Genomic DNA, 17,142 nt, shown 5'->3' with positions numbered 1-17,142 from the left:
ACTCGATCGACCATCGCGAATCCCTCCTCGCCGGATATCCGCATGGAATCACCGATCCGATTCTGTGCAAAGCCCTTGTTGTGGGAGAAGGGAGACCCCCAACCTCAGGAGCCCATCTTGCCAAGTCTTTCTCTTCCCGCCGAAGGAGGCTGCCGCTGCGGCCGCGTGCGCCTGAAAATCTCGGCAAAGCCGCTGCTCACCATGGCCTGCCATTGCACGGGTTGCCAGTCGATGTCGTCCAGCGCCTATTCGCTGAGCGCGGCGATCCCCTCGGAAGGTTTCGAGGTGACGAAGGGCGAACCGGCGGTCGGCGGCCTGCATGGCGCCTCGAAACATTATTTCTGCGGCTACTGCATGACCTGGATGTTCACGCGGCCGGAAGGGATCGACTGGTTCGTCAATCTGCGCCCGACCATGCTCGACGACCATACTTGGTTTGCGCCCTTCATCGAGACCTGGACGTCTGAGAAATTGCCCTGGGTGGCGACGGCGGCCGTGCACAGCTACGCGACGTTGCCTGCCTTCGAGGAATATGAGCCGCTGGTCGCCGAATACGCCGGCGCGCAAGCCTGATCAAAAGAGGGCAGATCGAAAAAATTCGGCGACCTGGGTAAGGTCGCCGTTGGCATTTCCGTCAATGGTCGACGCGGCCGTTGGGGGCGCATTGTTGGGGATGTGCTTGGGCGTCCGCGTCGACCACGGCGGCCTCATACCGCAGACTCCACCATTGCATATCTGCCGCCCGCTGAAACTTCCGCGAAAACGGTATATGCCGAGGGTTGAGCTTGCCGCCTCCCACAACGAGAAGGCAAGGCGAAACACTTTCTATCCCTTGCCGCATTGACCTCGTCCGTTCGACCGGCGACGACTGACGCCTTCCTTGTCAACGGATTGCATCGTGGATCAGACTCATTTTCTCAACGCCAGGCTTGCCGATGGCTCGCTCCGTGACCTCACCGTTGCCGGTGGCCGCTTCAGCGCCATCGCGCCTGCAGCCAATGCGATGATGCCGCCGTCCGGCGCTATCGACCTCGCCGGGCAGCTTGTGCTGCCGGCCTTCGTCGAGGGCCACATCCACCTCGACACGTCCTTCTACGGCGACGCCTGGCGCCCGCACATTCCCTGCACCAACGGCTTCGACGTGCGCGAGCGGGTCGCCTTTCAGATGCGCAACCTCGAGCAGGCCGCAGCCATGGAGGAGCGGGCGAGAGACCAGCTCGAGCTCTGCGTTGGCAATGGCAGCCTCGCCATGCGCAGCCATGTCATGGTCGATGCCGTGGTCGGACTAAAGCATGTGGAGACGATCCTTGGGGTGCGCGAGAAATACCGCGACCTGATCGACATCCAGCTCGTCGCCTTCCCGCAAAGCGGCATCCTGTCCTCGCCAGGCACTGCGGAGTTGCTCGACGAGGCGCTCAAGCTCGGCTGTGACCTGATCGGCGGGCTCGACCCGGCAAGCTTCGATCGCGACGTGAAGGGCCATCTCGATGTGGTGTTCGGCCTTGCCGAAAAACGCGGCGCCGGTATCGACATCCACCTGCATGACCGCGGCACACTCGGCCTGTTCGAGATCGAGGAGATCGCCGCCCGGACCGCGACAATGGGCATGCAGGGAAAGGTTGTCGTCAGCCACGCCTACGGGCTGGGCGACATCTCCGCCGATGCGTTGGCCAAGGCTGGCGAGCGGATCGCCGGCGCCGGCGTCGCCATCATGACCAACGCGCCCGGCGATCATCCATTCCCGCCGGTGGCGGCGCTGCGCAAGGCGGGCGGCACCGTCTTCGCCGGTTCCGACAACATCCGCGATTCATGGTGGCCCTATGGCGATGGCGACATGCTGAACCGCGCCAACATGATCGGCTACCGCTCCGGCTTCTACGAAGATTGGGAACTGGAGGCCGCCTACGACGTGGTCAGCCACGCCGGCGCCAAGGCGCTGGGGCTCGAAGGCTACGGCATCGCTGTCGGCGCCAAGGCGGATTTCGTTGCGCTGAAGGCCGAGCATGTCCCGGAAGCGGTGGTGGCGGTGCCAAAGGATCGCACCGTCTATCGCGCGGGCAGGGAAGTGGCGCGAGGCGGGAAAGTGGGGCCGAAAACCAGGTGAATTAGAAGCCGTTAATTTGTTGCCGAGCTACAACTCGCGCTATCGCCTCCCTCTCTGAGACGTGAATCAATCCATCAGGCGACCAGCCCAAGCGTCTGACATTGCAGGCCACGCAAGCTCCCAATTTTCACGCAGGCCGCGTGGCCGATCCCACAAACTAATTTGCATGCATATGTTTCAAGCCGTTCCGGCTTCGTGAAGCATTTCACCGTTCGCGCGCAATCCACCGGTTACAGACGCATCGCAAAAGCGACGCCGGGAAGAGGCGGCACCAGTTTTCCGCCGCTGATTTAGGAGGTTTTTCATGTTCAAAAGTCTCAACCGAATCCGCGCCGCCTTCGCGCAGGCCAGCAAGCGCCGCCGCACGGCGCGCGAGCTTAACGAGCTGCCGACGGAGATTCAGAAGGACATCGGCTGGCCTGACAGGACCGAGCCTGACGAGATCCGTTTGCCGTTCTAATCACGCGGCCGCCGGAGCCGGAGCGCCGCGGCCCTGGCAAGGCCGATCCGGGTGGCCGCTACGCCAGCCACCACCACAGGGCGCCGATGGCCAGCGCGATCAGAACCGCCACGCCGGCAAGCATCAGATAAGATCCCACGATCATCTCGTTGATGATCTTCTTGATGCTGGCGCGGTCATTGAGGTTGGGGAAGGGTTCGTTGGGCATCGCGACGCCAAGGAAATTGCAGAGCGGCGCCCAGCCGTCGCTGACCTTGAAGACAAGCAGCTTCTCAGGCGGCACCGCCGCCTTCACCTCGTCGACATAGGCGTTATAACGCGCCACCGCTTTGTCGCGGTCGTTCATCACGCCCTTCAGCGTCCGGCCCCAGACCAGCTTGCGCGACATGTCGCCGAACTTGCGGCCGAACGGCGTCAGCCATTCCAGCACCCTGAACTGCCAGACATTCTCGGTGAAGTAGATCGTGTCGATGGTGCTGTCGTACCAGGCCTCGGCTCCGCGCGGATGCAGGGTCAGAAGCACCTTGGCTTCCGGATAGGCGGCCATCAGCTCGCGCCACACGCAGCAGCCCGGATTGTCGACGGTCGCCCGATAATTGGCGAAGACCTGGTTCCAGTCATGCTGCGCGCCGGGCGGGCTGTTCGCCACCTTGCGCCAGAAGTCGAGATGGCCCTTGTTGGCCTTGTTGATGATGACTTCCTGCATGTGGTAGCTCGGAAAGCCGAGCCTGTTCAGCGCGGCGAAAGTCGACCACGTGCCGGTGCGGCCAAAGCCGGCCCCGATGACCTCGAGCGTCATACGCGTTCCCCCATTTGTTCCGGATTGATTTTCTATCAACTTCCAGTTTCTGGTCATAATCGTGCGCTGGCCTTGCCGAGCGTGCAATGGCTTTTCATTAGCATTTGCGAAAATCTGTGGGCCAAATGTTGCCTGGACGATGAGCCATGACCGTTTTGTGTATTCACGCGGAAGGCCATGCCTGATAATAGGTCAACCAAGCTGACCTAAATAGAAGCACTGCGGGAGGTGCGTCTTGACCCTGTTGAACCTTCTGGCCTCGCGTTCCTCGCGCATGAAGGCTTCGGAAATCCGCGAGCTGTTGAAGCTGCTCGACCAGCCCGACATCATCTCCTTCGCCGGCGGCATTCCCGACCCGTCGCTGTTTCCGGCCGAAGCCATCGGCGATGCCTACCAGGCCGTGCTGGGCGGCAAGGAGGCGGGCGCCGCGCTGCAGTACCAGGTCAGCGAGGGTTTCCTGCCGCTGCGCAAATGGCTGGCCGCCTATATGGGCAAGCTTGGCGTTCAATGCGACGAGGGCAACATCTTCATCACCTCCGGCTCGCAGCAGGCGCTCGACTATGTCGGCAAGCTCTTTTTGTCCCCCGGCGACACTGCGCTGGTGACATGGCCGACCTATCTCGGCGCGCTGCAGGCCTTCAACGCCTATGAGCCGCGCTACGACCGGCTGAACCCCGCCGGCGGCAACATGACGCCCGAGGCTTATCGCGCTGCAGCGGCGGCAAATGGCGGCAAGGTGAAGTTCGCCTATCTGGTGCCGGATTTCGCGAATCCGACCGGCAATACGCTGGATACCAAGCAGCGCGAGACGGTGCTCGACCTCGCCGGTGAGCTCGACATCGCCGTCATTGAGGATGCCGCCTACCGCGCGCTGCGCTATGACGGCGAGGGCGAACCGCCGATCCTTGCGCTCGATTGCGCCCGCTCCGGCGGCATCGATCATGCGCGCACGCTCTATTGCGGCTCCTTCTCGAAGATACTCTCGCCCGGCATGCGCGTCGGCTGGGTCTGCGCGCCGCGCCATGTGGTGGAAAAGCTGGTCCTGATGAAGCAGGCCTCCGACCTGCACAGCCCGTCGATCAACCAGATGGTCATGCACCGCGTCGCCGAAACCATCTTCGACGCCCAGGTGGACAAGCTGATCGGTGCCTACCGCAAGCGCCGCGATGCGCTGCTTTCCGCGCTCGAAGCCAATATGCCCGACGGCATTTCCTGGAGCCGCCCGGACGGCGGCATGTTCGTCTGGCTGACGCTGCCGGAAGGCACGGAGGCCACCGGGCTCCTCGCGCGTTCGGTCAAGGAGGCGCGCGTCGCCTTCGTGCCGGGCAACGCCTTCTACGCCGACGGCACCGGCCGCAACACGCTGCGCATGTCATTCACGCTTGCTGACGACCGCGCGGTGAACGAAGGCGTGCCGAGACTGGCAAAGCTGCTGCGGGGCTGATCCTCAAGGGGAGATCAGCAGCCGGCCGTCCACTCGCGCAGGCGTGATTGGTCGTGCGCAGGCGTGATTGTCCGCGCGCCCGATTCCTCGGCTAGTGTCGCGACCGATCCAACCCCCTGGATCGACCCGGCCGTAGGGTCCCACCTCCACGGTCCGAACGAAAGAGCCCCGACGGCCTCCACCGGCGGGGCTTTTTCATTGTCCCGGCAGCCGGCCGCGCTAGCTTGCCCTTTTTCGGGCCGCTTTTCGGCTACGCTGCGTCATTCAGGGAGGATCAGATGACCTTGCGCCTCGGCTTCACTTTGCTTGCCCTTGTCGCCTTCGCCAGTCAGGCGGCGGCCTTCGAGATATCCAGCCCGTCGGTGTCGAACGGCAAATGGGACGCGAAATATCTCGGCGACAAAGCCGGCTGTGGCGGGCAGAGCGTCTCGATCGCGCTTGCCTGGAAGGATCCGCCGGCCGGAACGAAAAGCTACGCGCTGACCATGTTCGACACCGATGCCAATGGCGGCAAGGGCTTCTGGCACTGGTTGGCCTGGAACATCCCGGCGAGCGCCAAGGGTCTGCGCGAGGGCGCCGGCGCGCAGGGCGGCAAGCGCATGCCCAAGGGCTCCGTGCAGGGCAAAGGCGGCGTCGGCCGCGCCGGCTATTTCGGCCCGTGCCCGCCGCCCGGCAGCGGCGACCATCACTATGTCTTCACGCTCTATGCGCTGGGTGAAAAGACATTGCGCATACCGGCCAACCCCTTGCCGGAGATGATCTCGGTCGCCGCTAAAAGCTCTGCGCTCGGCCAGGCGACCGTGACATACACATATGGGAGGTAACGGGGCGGCCAATCTCCCGCACGAGGCGAGATTACATTACTCCGCCGCCTGCAGCTTATCCTGCGTCTTGGTCTCGAAGTCGCTGGCGTCGTGGCGCTCGCGCAGCTGGAAGGCCGGATCGCCGGACATGCGGTTGACCATGCGGCCGCGCTTCACCGCAGGCCGCGCGTCGATCGCGTCGGCCCAGCGCTGCACATTCTTGTATTCGTGCACCGAGAGGAACTCGGCGGAGTTGGTGTAGCTGCGGCCCTTGGCGAGCCCGCCATACCAGGGCCAGACCGCAATGTCGGCGATCGTGTAGTCGGGGCCCGCGAGATATTCGCTCTCCGCCAGCCGGCGGTCGAGCACATCCATCTGCCGCTTGGTCTCCATGGCGAAGCGGTCGATGGCGTATTCGATCTTTTCGGGCGCATAGGCATAGAAATGGCCGAAGCCGCCGCCGAGATAAGGCGCCGAGCCCATCTGCCAGAACAGCCATGAGAAGGTTTCCGCGCGCGCCGCGCGTTCGGTCGGCAGGAATGCGCCGAACTTCTCGGCGAGGTAGGTGAGGATCGAGCCGGATTCGAACACGCGCACCGGCTTCGGCTCGCTATGGTCCATCAGCGCCGGGATCTTCGAATTAGGATTGACCTCGACAAAGCCCGAGCCGAACTGGTCGCCGTCGCTGATCTTGATCAGCCAGGCATCGTATTCCGCACCCTTGTGGCCGAGCGCCAGAAGCTCCTCCAGCATGATCGTCACTTTCTGGCCATTGGGCGTGGCCAGCGAGTAGAGCTGCAGCGGGTGCTTGCCGACCGGCAGTTTCTTGTCATGCGTGGGGCCCGCGATCGGCCGGTTTATCGAGGCGAACTCACCGCCATTTGGCTTGTTCCAGGTCCAGACTTTCGGCGGGACGTATTGGTTCATGTTGAAGGCCTTGTGTTTCGTGAAGGGCGGCATCTGCCACGGATGCCGATAGACTTAGGTGCGGTTCCGCGCGCGTCAAAGAAAAAAGTTCAATCTTCATTGAACTAGCGCTTATGCCAGCTTGGGCGAGGGGAAATCCGCCCTTGCACGGCGCTCCTTCGGCCATACTTATAGGCAGAGACCCGCAACGCAGGATGGATCGATGACCATCGAGAAAATTTCGCGCTCCGTTGTTGCCGTGCGCGCCACGGTTCCGGACGACGCCTTCACCGCCAATGCGCTGGGCACGCGCCGCGAGGGCAGCGGCGTGGTGATCCGCGACAATGGGCTGGTGCTCACCATCGGCTATCTCATCACCGAGGCCGAGGAAGTGTGGCTGACCGACCAGGATGGCCGTGTGGTGGCCGCGCATGCGCTGGCTTACGACCAGGAGACCGGCTTCGGCCTCGTGCAGGCGCTGTCGCCGCTCGGCCTGCCGGCTGTCCAGCTCGGCAATGCCAGGAAAGCCAAGATCGGCGATGCCGTGACGCTCGCCGACGGAATCGGCCAGCAGGTCGATGCCCACATCGTGACCAAGCAGGAATTCGCCGGCTATTGGGAGTATCTGATCGACGAGGCGATCTTCACGGCGCCCGCGCATCCGTCCTGGGGCGGCGCCGCGCTGTTCGACCGCGCCGGCAAGCTGCTCGGCGTCGGCTCGCTGCGCCTGCAGATGAGCCGCGCCGGCGAGGTAGCCGACATCAACATGGTCGTGCCTATCGATCTTCTGACGCCGATCCTCGACGATCTGATCAAGCGCGGCCAGGCGGCGAAGGCGCCGCGTCCGTGGCTCGGCGCCTTCTCGGCCGAGTCGAACGGCATGGTGGTGGTGATGAGCGTTGCCGAAGGCGGTCCGGCCGCACAGGCGGGCCTGCGCCAGGGCGACATCATCTCCGATGTGCGCGACGGCGAAGTCGATGGTCTGGCCGATTTCTACAGAAAACTCTGGCAGAACCCGGCCGGTGCGGAAATTCCGCTGCGCGTCGTGCGCGACGGCCGCGAGACCTGGCTGCGCGTCAAATCCGCGGACCGCAATTCCTTCTTGAAGAAGCCGCAGCTGCAGTAGGCTCGGAGCGCCGGTGCATCCCAGGTTGCTGAAGACCTTTCTCGCGGTCGCGCGTACCCGCAACGTCACGCGCGCGGCGCGGGAGATCCATCTTGCCCAGTCGAGCGTCAGCGACCAGATCCAGGCGCTGGAGATCGAGCTTGGCGCCAACCTCTTCACCCGCTCGCGACAGGGGCTCTCCCTGACGCCGGCCGGCGAGGCGCTGAAACCCTATGCCGAGGAGCTGCTGGCGCTCGCCGGCGACGCGCGGGCCGCCATCGATGCCACGAGGGCCGGGACGGCCGGCACAGTGTCGATCGGCACGCTGGAGACGATCGCCTCGGCAAGGCTGGCCGGCTGGCTTGCCGGTTTCCGCGCCGGTCATCCGGACATCGACATCAAGCTGAAGATAGCCGGAAGCGGCGAGTTGCTGCGCAGGCTGGGCGACGGCGAGATCGACGTCGCTTTCTGCTTCGAGCGGCCCCCAGAGATCGATGTTGGTGAGACGGACCGCCGCCTTGCCAGGCGCGTCGTGGCGGTCGAGCCGCTGGCGCTGATAGCGCCGCCCGGCGACAATCGCGCGGATGTCGATCTGGCGACGCTGGCCGAGAAGCATTTCGTCGCCACCGAGACAGGCTGCGTCTACCGCGCCATGGTCGACAAGGCATTCGCCGAGGCAGGCCTCGGCAATCCCAACCTCGCCGCCGAAGCCGGCAGCATCGACGCAATTGCCGGGCTGGTGGCGGCCGGCGCTGGCTTTGGTCTCGTTCCGCGGATCGCGGTCGCCGCCGCGATCGATCGCGGCGAGGTGGCCGAGCTTGCCTGGCCTGGGGCGGTCCGCTCGGCGGACGTGGTGATGATCTGGCGCCGCCGGCGCGTCCAGTCGCCAGCGCTGAAGGCACTGCTCACCGCTTTAGGGGAGGGCTTCACCTTGGTCACGCCAGGCGGTGCCCGCCCTCGACATGCAGCGTCTCTCCCGTCGTAAAGCCATTGCCGATCAGGAAGCGGATTGCGTCGGCGATGTCCTCCGGCTTTCCGACCCGACCCACCGGCAGTCGTTTCGCCATCGCCGCAAGCGTGTCGTCCTTTCTGTCGCCGACGACGAACTCCCAGATCGGCGTGTCGACCCAGCCGGGCGAGACGGCGTTGACCCGGATCGGCGCCAGTTCGACGGCCAAAGCCCGCACCAGCCCGTCCAATGCGGCGTTGACGGCGGCGACGACCGCGCCGCGCGCCGCCGGCCGGTTGGCGGCAATGCCCGAGACGAAGGTGAGCGAGCCGGCTGACGGCAGCTTCGGCGCGCCGTGCTTGGCGAGCAAAAGCGGCCCGTAGAACTTGCTCTCCACCACCTTTTGCGCGGCTGAAAGCTCGATCTCGGGCAACAGCCGGTAGGCGCCCTCGATATCGGCCGCCGTGCTGACGATGTGGTCAAGCCTGCCGATGCGCTGAAACAGTGCGGCGACCTCATCCTCGCGGCTGATATCGACCACGGCTGTTTCGAGCGTGTCCGGCTGGCCCAGTCCTTCCCGCGCCGCGTCCAGCTTCGCTTCGCCGCGCCCGGCGATGATGACGCGCGCGCCTTCCCCAAGGCATCGCCTGGCGAGCGACAGCCCCATGCCCGAGCTGCCGCCGGCGATCAGGATTTTTTGCTTCTCCATGTCCATGCCTTTCCTTTGCATGGACATGGCTTGGCAGGTCGCCGCGCGAAGCGGAAACGGAAGAAATCGATGGTGGTATCGGAGCCTCCGATGGCATCATGTACCGCCTGCTGACAGAAACTGGCACCAGGGCAGCGCTACAAAGCATCGGAATCATCCACACTGTTGCGACGAAAGACGAGGTGACGATGGCGCCGATCAAGGTCGATCCGAACAAGGTGCGCGAATTCGCGGATGCCGAAAGCTTCTATGCCTGGCTTGCCGACAACCACGCCAGCGAAAGCGAGGTCTGGATCAAGATCAACAAGGTCGGTTCTGGTCTCGCCTCGATCACGCCAAAGGAGGCGATCGACGTCGTGCTTTGCTTCGGCTGGATCGACGCGGTACGCAAGTCGCTCGACGAGAGGAGTTTCCTGCAGCGCTACACGCCGCGCGGCAGGAAGAGCATCTGGAGCAAGATCAACATCGACAATGTCGCGCGCCTGATCGAGGCGGGCCGCATGACCGAGCATGGCCTCAAGCAGGTCGAGGCCGCCAAGGCCGACGGTCGCTGGGACCGCGCCTATGGCGGATCGAAGGAGATGACCATCCCGCCCGACCTGCAGGCCGCGATCGATGCCGAACCGAAGGCGAAAGCGGTGCTGGAGAAGCTTTCGGCACAGAACCGCTTCGCGCTCGCCTTCCGCGTCCACAATATGAAGACCGAGGCCGGCCGCAAGAAGAAGATTGCTGATCTGGTGGCGATGTTGAAGCGCGGCGAGACGATCCACCCGCAGAAGAAATAAGGCAGGATCCCGAAATGGTTGCAGGGTTGCCCACTAAGTCCGCAAACAAAAACGCCGCCCGGGAGGGAGGGCGGCGTTTTCGGGAAGCGATGATCCTGAACCCTTAGCAAGCGGTCTCGGATCATCCGGTCATGAAGGCCGCAACGCGTCAGGCCTTATGCGGCCTTCTTCGCAACATGCTTCTTCATCACATGGTGCTTGCGCACGTGGTGCTTCTTCACGTGATGATGCTTGCGAGCATGATGACGGTGGTGCTTCCTGAGCTTCTTGTGCGGGCCATTGGCGGCAGGCTTCGCCGTCTCGGTGGCCGAGGCCGGAGCAGTGGTCGTGGCGGTCGTCGTGGTCGCAGCGGGTGCGGTTGCTGCGGCGTTGGCTTCGGTGGTGCCGAGCGCCGGCACCGCGAAAGCGAGGGCGATGGCCAGGCCGAGTGCGGAAAGAAGGGTCTTTTTCATAATCGGCGTTCCTTGGGTTCGGATCAATGTCTGTTGTTGCGCGCCGTAGTGGGTCGGCTGCTGCGGGTACCATTATGACACCGGCTCTTTTCGGGAGTTTTTCCCGACTGTTGAATCTTGTTTCCGGATTGTGTCTGGCGCTTTCCTCTTGCGGAATGGGATGGCCGCTTCGCAAGCGCGGGCCGCAACGGTCGCCTGGCGATCAAGCACCCACTTGTGATGAAGGCGGCGGTGCACCCGGCTGGGAGCTTTCATGAACCCAATCGCACGACGCGTGCGAATTCCGCGCCCTAATCATTCGATCCGATCGATGCCATCTTGCTGCCGACATACCCAACAGGAGCAGGAACAATGACCACCAACACAGATCATTCCGGCAAGGTGGCGCTCGTCACCGGCGGCAATCGCGGCATCGGTCTGGAGACGGCGCGCCAGCTTGCGGAACTCGGCTTCACCGTGCTCATCGGTGTGCGCGACCTCGCCAAGGGCGAGACGGCGGCAAGGACACTTGGCAGCGCCGTCGAAGCCATCGAGCTGGATGTCGCCGCGTCCGAGGCCGCAGACCGCGCCGCGGCCGAGGTCGAGAGCCGGTTCGGCCGGCTGGACGTTTTGGTCAACAACGCCGCCATCCATTACGACCCTTCGGCGCAGGCGCTCAGGCCCGACTGGACGGTGATCCGCGAGGCATTCGAGACCAATGTCTTCGGCGCCTGGCGCGTCGCTGCCGCCTTGGCGCCGCTGCTTGGCGCTTCCGGCCACGGCCGGCTGGTCAACGTCTCGTCGGAAGGCGGCTCGCTCGCTTCGATGGGCGCCGGCGCGCCTGCCTATTCGACCAGCAAGGCGACGCTCAACGCGCTGACCCGCATCCTGGCGGCTGAGCTGCGCGGTGCAGGCGTCCTGGTCAATGCGATCTGCCCCGGCTGGGTCGCGACCGATATGGGCGGCCCCGGCGGCAGGCCGGTCGTGCAAGGGGCGGCCGGCATCGTCTGGGCCGCTACCCTGCCGGACGACGGTCCGACCGGCGGCTTTTTTCGCGACGGCAAGCGGCTGGCGTGGTGAGCAGAAAATAGAAGCTTAAGACAAGCCGTTGAAAAGTATAAATTTTCCACTCGGGCGTCGAAAAGTGAGCGTGAGGGTGGAAAAGCCAGCCAATGCAATCACTTAGCCTGCATATCGCCTGTCTGTTTGGTAAACGCTGGTCTGCCCATAGCCATGCTACGAAAATAGCATTCTCGGCCCGCGACATGTGGTGCTAGGCTCGCGCCCGTGCACCCAAGGCACGCTGCGGCCCAGCTCGCAACAGGAGGGCCCGCCAGAGGAGGAGCGGCAGAGCGGGATCGAGGCTCCAATCCAAAATCCGAAGGAACTGTTGAACCATCGCGAGGCAGCCGCGTTTCCCGTGGTTGCCACATGGGAGGAACCACCAGTGAAAGCATCCTATCTCGTCTCGGCCGCGCTCCTTGCGGCATCCGCAATGCCGGCCGCGGCTGGCGAAATCTCCGATGGCAAGGTCAAGATCGGCATCCTCAACGACCAGTCGGGCGTCTATGCCGATTTCGGCGGCAAGTGGTCGGTCGAGGCCGCCAAGATGGCGGTCGATGATTTCGGCGGCAAGGTGCAGGGCGCGCCGGTCGAGATCGTCAGCGCCGACCATCAGAACAAGCCTGACATTGCCTCCAACATCGCGCGCCAGTGGTACGACACCGAGCAGGTCGACGCGATCATGGAGCTCACCACCTCGTCCGTGGCGCTGGCCGTGCAGGGGCTTTCTAAGGAAAAGAGGAAGATCGATATCGTCACCGGGGCGGCTTCCACCGACCTCACCGGCAAGCAGTGCTCGCCCTATGGCTTCCATTGGGCCTACGACACGCACTCCCAAGCGGTCGGCACCGGCGGCCAACTGGTCAAGCAGGGCGGCGACAGCTGGTATTTCATCACCGTCGACTATGCCTTCGGCTATTCGCTGAAGGACCAGACCGCCAAGCTAGTCGAGGCGAGCGGCGGCAAAGTGCTGGGCGAGGTGCGCTATCCGCTCGGTTCCACCGACTATTCCTCCTTCCTGCTGCAGGCGCAGTCCTCCGGCGCCAAGATCGTCGGGCTCGCCAATGCCGGCCTCGACACCTCGAACTCGATCAAGCAGGCAGCCGAATTCGGCATCGTCGCTGGCGGCCAGCGGCTGGCCGCGCTCCTTTTCACACTCGCCGAAGTGCACGGGCTGGGCCTGCAGGCGGCGCAAGGCGTGGTGCTAACCGAAGGGTTCTACTGGGATCGCGACGACAAGAGCCGTGAATTCGCCCAGCGCTTCTTCAAGCGCACCAACCGCATGCCGAACATGATCCAGGCCGGCACCTATTCGGCGGTGACGCAGTATCTGAAGGCCATCGACAAGGCAGGCACCGACGGGACAGAGGCGGTTGCCAAGGAGCTGCATGAGATGCCGGTCAACGACGTCTTCACCGCCAACGGCAAGGTGCAGGCCGACGGCTCGATGGTGCACGACATGTATCTCTACCAGGTCAAGAAGCCGGAAGAGTCGAAGAAGGACTGGGACTATTACACCTATCTGGCCACCATTCCGGGCGACAAGGCCTTCATGAAGGCCGAGGACAGCGGCTGTCCGCTCGTCGCCAAGTGACGCTCGACACCGCCACCGCTGTCCGCCCGGACAGCACGGACCAGATGCCGCGGGTGGTGCTTTCCGCCCGCGGCCTGCGGCGCGACTTCGCCGGCTTCGTCGCGGTGAAGGATGTCGACCTCGACGTCCATCACGCCAAGATCCATGCGCTGATCGGCCCGAACGGCGCCGGCAAGACGACCATCTTCAACCTGTTGACCAAATTCCTGCAGCCGACCAGCGGCAGGATCGAATTGCTCGGCACCGACATCACCCGCACGCCGCCGGCGAAAGTGGCGCGCATGGGCCTCGTCCGCTCCTTTCAGATCTCGGCGATCTTTCCGCATCTCTCCGTGCTCGACAATGTGCGCGTCGCGCTGCAGCGCCCAAGCGGGCTGGGCTACCAGTTCTGGCGCCCGGTCTCGGCGTTGGATCGGCTTACGCCGAGGGCGCGCGAGCTGCTCGCCATCGTCGGCCTCGATGACGCCGCGCATCGTCTCGCCGGCGATCTCTCCTATGGCCGCAAGCGCGTGCTGGAGATCGCGACCACCTTGGCGCTCGACCCGAAGGTGCTTCTGCTCGATGAGCCGATGGCCGGCATGGGGCATGAGGATGTCGGCACCATCTCCGGCATCATCCGCGCGCTAGCAAAAGACCGCGCCGTGCTGATGGTCGAGCACAATCTGACCGTCGTTGCCGATCTCTGCGACTGGATCACCGTCATGCAGCGCGGCCAGGTGCTGGCGGCTGGCGACTACGCCGCCGTCAGCCAGGACGAGCGCGTCCGCGTCGCCTACATGGGAACCGAGCATGAGTGAGCCGCTGCTTGCCGTGCGCGACCTCCACGCCTGGTATGGCGAGGGCCATGCGCTGCATGGCGTCAACCTCGACGTCATGCGCGGCGAGACCGTGACGCTGCTTGGCCGCAACGGCGTCGGCAAGACGACGACGCTGCGGGCCATCATGGGCCTGATCCGCAAGCGCACCGGCTCCGTCACCTTCAACGGCAAGGACCTGATCCGCCTGCCGTTGCACCGCGTCGCGCATCAGGGCATCGGCTTGGTGCCGGAGGAGCGCGGCATCTTCGCCACTCTTACCGTCGACGAGAACCTGATCCTGCCGCCGGTCGTGGCCAAGGGCGGCATGAGCGTTGAGGAGATATTCGAACTTTTCCCGAACCTCAAGGAACGCCGCAACAGCCAGGGCACGAAGCTGTCGGGCGGCGAGCAGCAGATGCTGGCCATCGCCCGCATCCTGCGGACCGGCGTCGAGATGCTTTTGCTCGACGAGCCGACGGAGGGCCTGGCGCCCGTCATCGTCCAGCGAATCGGCGAGTTGCTGGCGGCGCTGAAGAAGCGCGGCATGACCATCCTGCTGGTCGAGCAGAACTTCCGCTTCGCCGCCCGCATCGCCGACCGCTTCTACCTGATGGACCACGGCAAGGTGGTGGAGGATTTTGCCGTCGGCCAGCTGACGGCGCATACCGACAAGCTGCACGAGGTGCTGGGGGTATGATGGTGCCATGACCATGATCTTCGGCATCCCAATCCAGGCGCTCCTCGGCCAACTCCTCGTTGGCCTGATCAACGGCTCTTTCTACGCCATGCTCAGCCTCGGGCTCGCCGTCATCTTCGGCCTGCTGCGCATCATCAATTTCGCCCATGGCGCGCTCTATATGCTGGGCGCCTTCATCGGCTATCTGCTGCTGGTGCATTTGGGCATCGGCTACTGGCCGGCGCTGGTCCTGGTGCCGCTTGCCGTCGGCCTGTTCGGCATGGCGGTCGAGCGCATGGCCCTGTCGCGGCTCTACCGCCTCGACCCGCTCTATGGCCTGCTCTTCACCTTCGGCCTCGCCTTGGTTATCGAAGGCGTGTTCCGTTATTATTACGGCGTCTCCGGCAATCCCTATGCCGTGCCGACGCTGCTCGCCGGCGGCACCAATCTCGGCTTCATGTTCCTGCCCAATTATCGCGGCTGGGTGGTGGCGGCTTCGCTCATCGTCTGCATCGGCACCTGGCTGCTGATCGAGAAGACCAAGCTAGGCTCCTACCTGCGCGCCGCGACCGAGAACCCGGAACTGGTTCAGGCCTTCGGCGTCAACGTGCCGCTTCTGCTCACGCTCACCTACGGGCTGGGCGCGGCCCTTGCGGGCTTAGCCGGCATCCTTGCCGCTCCCGTCTATCAGGTCAGCCCGCTGATGGGCTCGGATCTCATTATCGTCGTCTTCGCCGTCGTCGTGGTCGGCGGCATGGGCTCGATCCTCGGCGCCATCGTCACCGGCTACTTGCTCGGCCTCGCCGAGGGCCTGACCAAGGTCTTCTATCCCGAGGCCTCGAACCTCGTCGTCTTCGTCATCATGGCGATCGTGCTTTTGCTCAGGCCCGCCGGCCTGTTCGGAAGGGACGCCTGAGATGAGCCAAGCGACCCTTCACGCAGAACGCGCCGCCGCCTCCTTGAGGCTCGAACGGGCGCTGGTGGTGCTGGGCATCGTGGCGCTGGTCGCCGCGCCCTTCGTCATCTACCCGATCTTCGTCATGAAGATGCTGTGCTTCGCGCTGTTCGCCTGCGCCTTCAACCTGCTCTTGGGCTACACCGGCCTGCTTTCCTTCGGCCATGCCGCCTTCTTCGGCGGCGCGGCCTATTTTTGCGCCTATGCGGTGAAGGCCTGGGGCTGGCCGCCAGAGGCCGGCATCCTGCTCGGCACCGCAGGTGCCGCGGGCATGGGCCTCGTCATGGGCTTCCTCGCCATCCGCCGGCAGGGCATCTATTTCTCTATGATCACACTGGCGCTGGCGCAGATGTTCTATTTCTTCTGCGTCCAGGCGCCCTTCACCGAGGGCGAGGACGGCATCCAGGGCGTGCCTCGCGGCCACCTGTTCGGCGTCGTAGACCTCAACGTCACGATGAACATGTATTTCTTCGTGCTCGCCGTCTTCCTGATCGGCGTCTTCGCCGTCTGGCGCATCGTCAACTCGCCTTTCGGCATGATCCTGCGCTCCATCCGCGAGAACGAGAACCGCGCCATTTCGCTCGGCTATTCCGTCGGCCGCTACAAGCTCGCCGCCTTCGTCATGTCGGCCGCGCTTGCCGGCTTTGCCGGCGCGACCAAGGCGATCGTCTTCCAGTTCGCCACGCTCACCGACGTCACCTGGCAGATGTCTGGCGAAGTGATCCTGATGACGCTGCTCGGCGGCATCGGCACCATGGCCGGCCCGGCGGTCGGAGCCGGCCTCGTCGTCGGACTGGAGAATACGCTCGCGACATCCGGCTTTCCGGTGACCATCGCCACGGGGCTGATTTTCATGGTCTGCGTGCTGGTATTCCGGCGTGGGATTGTCGGAGAGATCTATGCAAGATGGCTGGGGCGCAGGGCGGGCGGCAAGAACTCCTAAGCTGCGGCCGCCCCGAACCGCTCAATCTCTTTGAGTTCATCCCGTATGGAGGTGCCCTCGACGGCGAGGTCATAGCTGGCCTGCATGTTCATCCAGAACTGCGGAGTCGTTCCAAAGAACTTTGCGAGGCGCAAAGCGGTGTCTGGCGTAACGGGCGTGGTCTCGTTGGCAAGGCGTTCGATACGCGTACGTGGGACGTGAAGCTTCTTCGCCAAAGTGTAGGGCTTCAGGCCGAGTGGTTCGAGGAACTCGGCCCTCAATATCTCGCCGGGATGGATAGGCTTGTCGAGGTTGATCATTTGGTTCCGCTCCTGTCGGGATAGAGCTGGTTGGTTCAGCTAATGATAGTCGGTGATCTCTACATCGTCCGCTCCGCCATCCGTCCACCGAAAGCAAACGCGAAATTGGTCGTTGATACGGATCGAGTACTGACCGGCGCGATCGCCCTTCAGCGCTTCAAGCCGGTTTCCCGGTGGGACCTTGAGGTCGGCCAGTTCGGGAGCGTTGTCCAACATGAACAGTTTCCGTTGAGCGACACGAACGAGATCTGCCGGGAATCCTTTCGGAGCTTTGCCTGTCGAAACCGCCTCAGTGATCCTGTCTCTGAACGAGCGTATCAT

Annotated in this window: 20 protein-coding genes; 14 read left to right on the top strand and 6 right to left on the bottom strand. The window is 64.0% G+C overall.

Features of this window, described 5'->3' with window-relative positions; genetic code table 11:
• Positions 1–117 precede the first annotated feature (117 nt).
• From LB538_RS25665 to LB538_RS25655, 3 genes are all read left to right on the top strand, one after another.
• A complete protein-coding gene (locus LB538_RS25665; protein WP_224530809.1) occupies positions 118–573 on the top strand; it encodes a GFA family protein in 456 nt (151 codons plus the stop codon).
• A 325-nt stretch (positions 574–898) separates the two neighbouring features.
• On the top strand, positions 899–2,104 hold the full coding sequence (locus LB538_RS25660) for an amidohydrolase family protein (RefSeq protein ID WP_224530811.1): 1,206 nt from the start codon (positions 899–901) through the stop codon (positions 2,102–2,104).
• 304 nt (positions 2,105–2,408) lie between these two features.
• Positions 2,409–2,564, top strand: coding sequence for a DUF1127 domain-containing protein (locus tag LB538_RS25655; RefSeq protein WP_095768360.1), 156 nt, complete (start codon positions 2,409–2,411; stop codon positions 2,562–2,564).
• Positions 2,565–2,622: 58 nt separating this feature from the next.
• Here the strand turns inward: LB538_RS25655 and LB538_RS25650 are convergent, their stop codons facing one another.
• Positions 2,623–3,363, bottom strand: a complete 741-nt coding sequence (locus LB538_RS25650; RefSeq protein WP_224530813.1) for a sulfotransferase family protein — start codon at positions 3,361–3,363, stop codon at positions 2,623–2,625.
• A 274-nt stretch (positions 3,364–3,637) separates the two neighbouring features.
• Between LB538_RS25650 and LB538_RS25645 the strand changes: the two genes are divergently transcribed.
• Together LB538_RS25645 and LB538_RS25640 are read left to right on the top strand one after the other, a co-directional pair.
• The gene (locus LB538_RS25645) at positions 3,638–4,807 is read left to right on the top strand and encodes a PLP-dependent aminotransferase family protein (protein WP_224531097.1); all 1,170 of its coding nucleotides are present in this window, start codon (positions 3,638–3,640) and stop codon (positions 4,805–4,807) included.
• A gap of 278 nt (positions 4,808–5,085) precedes the next feature.
• The gene (locus LB538_RS25640) at positions 5,086–5,631 is read left to right on the top strand and encodes a YbhB/YbcL family Raf kinase inhibitor-like protein (protein WP_140840635.1); all 546 of its coding nucleotides are present in this window, start codon (positions 5,086–5,088) and stop codon (positions 5,629–5,631) included.
• A 36-nt stretch (positions 5,632–5,667) separates the two neighbouring features.
• On the opposite strand, the gene yghU is transcribed toward LB538_RS25640, so the two are convergent.
• Positions 5,668–6,537 carry a glutathione-dependent disulfide-bond oxidoreductase gene (yghU, locus tag LB538_RS25635; protein WP_095768495.1) on the bottom strand — a complete coding sequence of 290 codons (870 nt, stop codon included), beginning with the start codon at positions 6,535–6,537 and terminating at the stop codon, positions 5,668–5,670.
• A 202-nt stretch (positions 6,538–6,739) separates the two neighbouring features.
• On the opposite strand from yghU, the gene LB538_RS25630 reads away from it, so the two are divergent.
• Positions 6,740–7,642, top strand: coding sequence for a S1C family serine protease (locus LB538_RS25630; protein ID WP_095768364.1), 903 nt, complete (start codon positions 6,740–6,742; stop codon positions 7,640–7,642).
• 13 nt (positions 7,643–7,655) lie between these two features.
• A complete protein-coding gene (locus LB538_RS25625) occupies positions 7,656–8,606 on the top strand; it encodes a LysR family transcriptional regulator (RefSeq protein WP_224530816.1) in 951 nt (316 codons plus the stop codon).
• Here the strand turns inward: LB538_RS25625 and LB538_RS25620 are convergent.
• Entirely contained in the window at positions 8,557–9,285 is a 729-nt protein-coding gene (locus LB538_RS25620; RefSeq protein WP_224530819.1) for an SDR family oxidoreductase, read from the bottom strand. The genes LB538_RS25625 and LB538_RS25620 overlap by 50 nt on opposite strands.
• A 182-nt stretch (positions 9,286–9,467) precedes the next feature.
• On the opposite strand from LB538_RS25620, the gene LB538_RS25615 reads away from it, so the two are divergent.
• Positions 9,468–10,064, top strand: a complete 597-nt coding sequence (locus LB538_RS25615; protein WP_224530822.1) for a YdeI/OmpD-associated family protein — start codon at positions 9,468–9,470, stop codon at positions 10,062–10,064.
• A 155-nt stretch (positions 10,065–10,219) separates the two neighbouring features.
• On the opposite strand, the gene LB538_RS25610 is transcribed toward LB538_RS25615, so the two are convergent.
• Positions 10,220–10,516 carry a hypothetical protein gene (locus LB538_RS25610; RefSeq protein WP_224530824.1) on the bottom strand — a complete coding sequence of 99 codons (297 nt, stop codon included), beginning with the start codon at positions 10,514–10,516 and terminating at the stop codon, positions 10,220–10,222.
• A 351-nt stretch (positions 10,517–10,867) separates the two neighbouring features.
• Between LB538_RS25610 and LB538_RS25605 the strand changes: the two genes are divergently transcribed.
• The 6 genes from LB538_RS25605 (at position 10,868) to LB538_RS25580 (ending at position 16,522) form a co-directional block, all read left to right on the top strand.
• Positions 10,868–11,575: an SDR family NAD(P)-dependent oxidoreductase gene (locus LB538_RS25605; RefSeq protein WP_224530826.1), complete on the top strand. Its 708-nt coding sequence runs from the start codon at positions 10,868–10,870 to the stop codon at positions 11,573–11,575.
• A 367-nt stretch (positions 11,576–11,942) separates the two neighbouring features.
• Entirely contained in the window at positions 11,943–13,151 is a 1,209-nt protein-coding gene (locus tag LB538_RS25600) for an ABC transporter substrate-binding protein (RefSeq protein ID WP_224530828.1), read from the top strand.
• Positions 13,152–13,195: 44 nt separating this feature from the next.
• Positions 13,196–13,948: an ABC transporter ATP-binding protein gene (locus LB538_RS25595; protein WP_224531099.1), complete on the top strand. Its 753-nt coding sequence runs from the start codon at positions 13,196–13,198 to the stop codon at positions 13,946–13,948.
• Entirely contained in the window at positions 13,941–14,645 is a 705-nt protein-coding gene (locus LB538_RS25590) for an ABC transporter ATP-binding protein (protein ID WP_224530830.1), read from the top strand. Before LB538_RS25595 ends, LB538_RS25590 begins: the two co-directional genes overlap by 8 nt.
• A 7-nt stretch (positions 14,646–14,652) precedes the next feature.
• Positions 14,653–15,540 carry a branched-chain amino acid ABC transporter permease gene (locus tag LB538_RS25585; RefSeq protein WP_224530831.1) on the top strand — a complete coding sequence of 296 codons (888 nt, stop codon included), beginning with the start codon at positions 14,653–14,655 and terminating at the stop codon, positions 15,538–15,540.
• A 1-nt stretch (position 15,541) separates the two neighbouring features.
• A complete protein-coding gene (locus LB538_RS25580) occupies positions 15,542–16,522 on the top strand; it encodes a branched-chain amino acid ABC transporter permease (protein WP_224530833.1) in 981 nt (326 codons plus the stop codon).
• On the opposite strand, the gene LB538_RS25575 is transcribed toward LB538_RS25580, so the two are convergent.
• The gene (locus LB538_RS25575) at positions 16,519–16,821 is read right to left on the bottom strand and encodes a HigA family addiction module antitoxin (RefSeq protein ID WP_140840657.1); all 303 of its coding nucleotides are present in this window, start codon (positions 16,819–16,821) and stop codon (positions 16,519–16,521) included. The two genes, LB538_RS25580 and LB538_RS25575, sit on opposite strands and share 4 nt — an antisense overlap.
• Positions 16,822–16,860: 39 nt before the next feature.
• Complete coding sequence (locus LB538_RS25570; protein ID WP_224530836.1) at positions 16,861–17,142, bottom strand: type II toxin-antitoxin system RelE/ParE family toxin; 282 nt, start codon at positions 17,140–17,142, stop codon at positions 16,861–16,863.

This window comes from Mesorhizobium sp. Ca11 (genome assembly GCF_020165275.1).
Lineage (GTDB): Bacteria > Pseudomonadota > Alphaproteobacteria > Rhizobiales > Rhizobiaceae > Mesorhizobium.
This window is presented reverse-complemented; position numbering and strand designations above follow the sequence as displayed.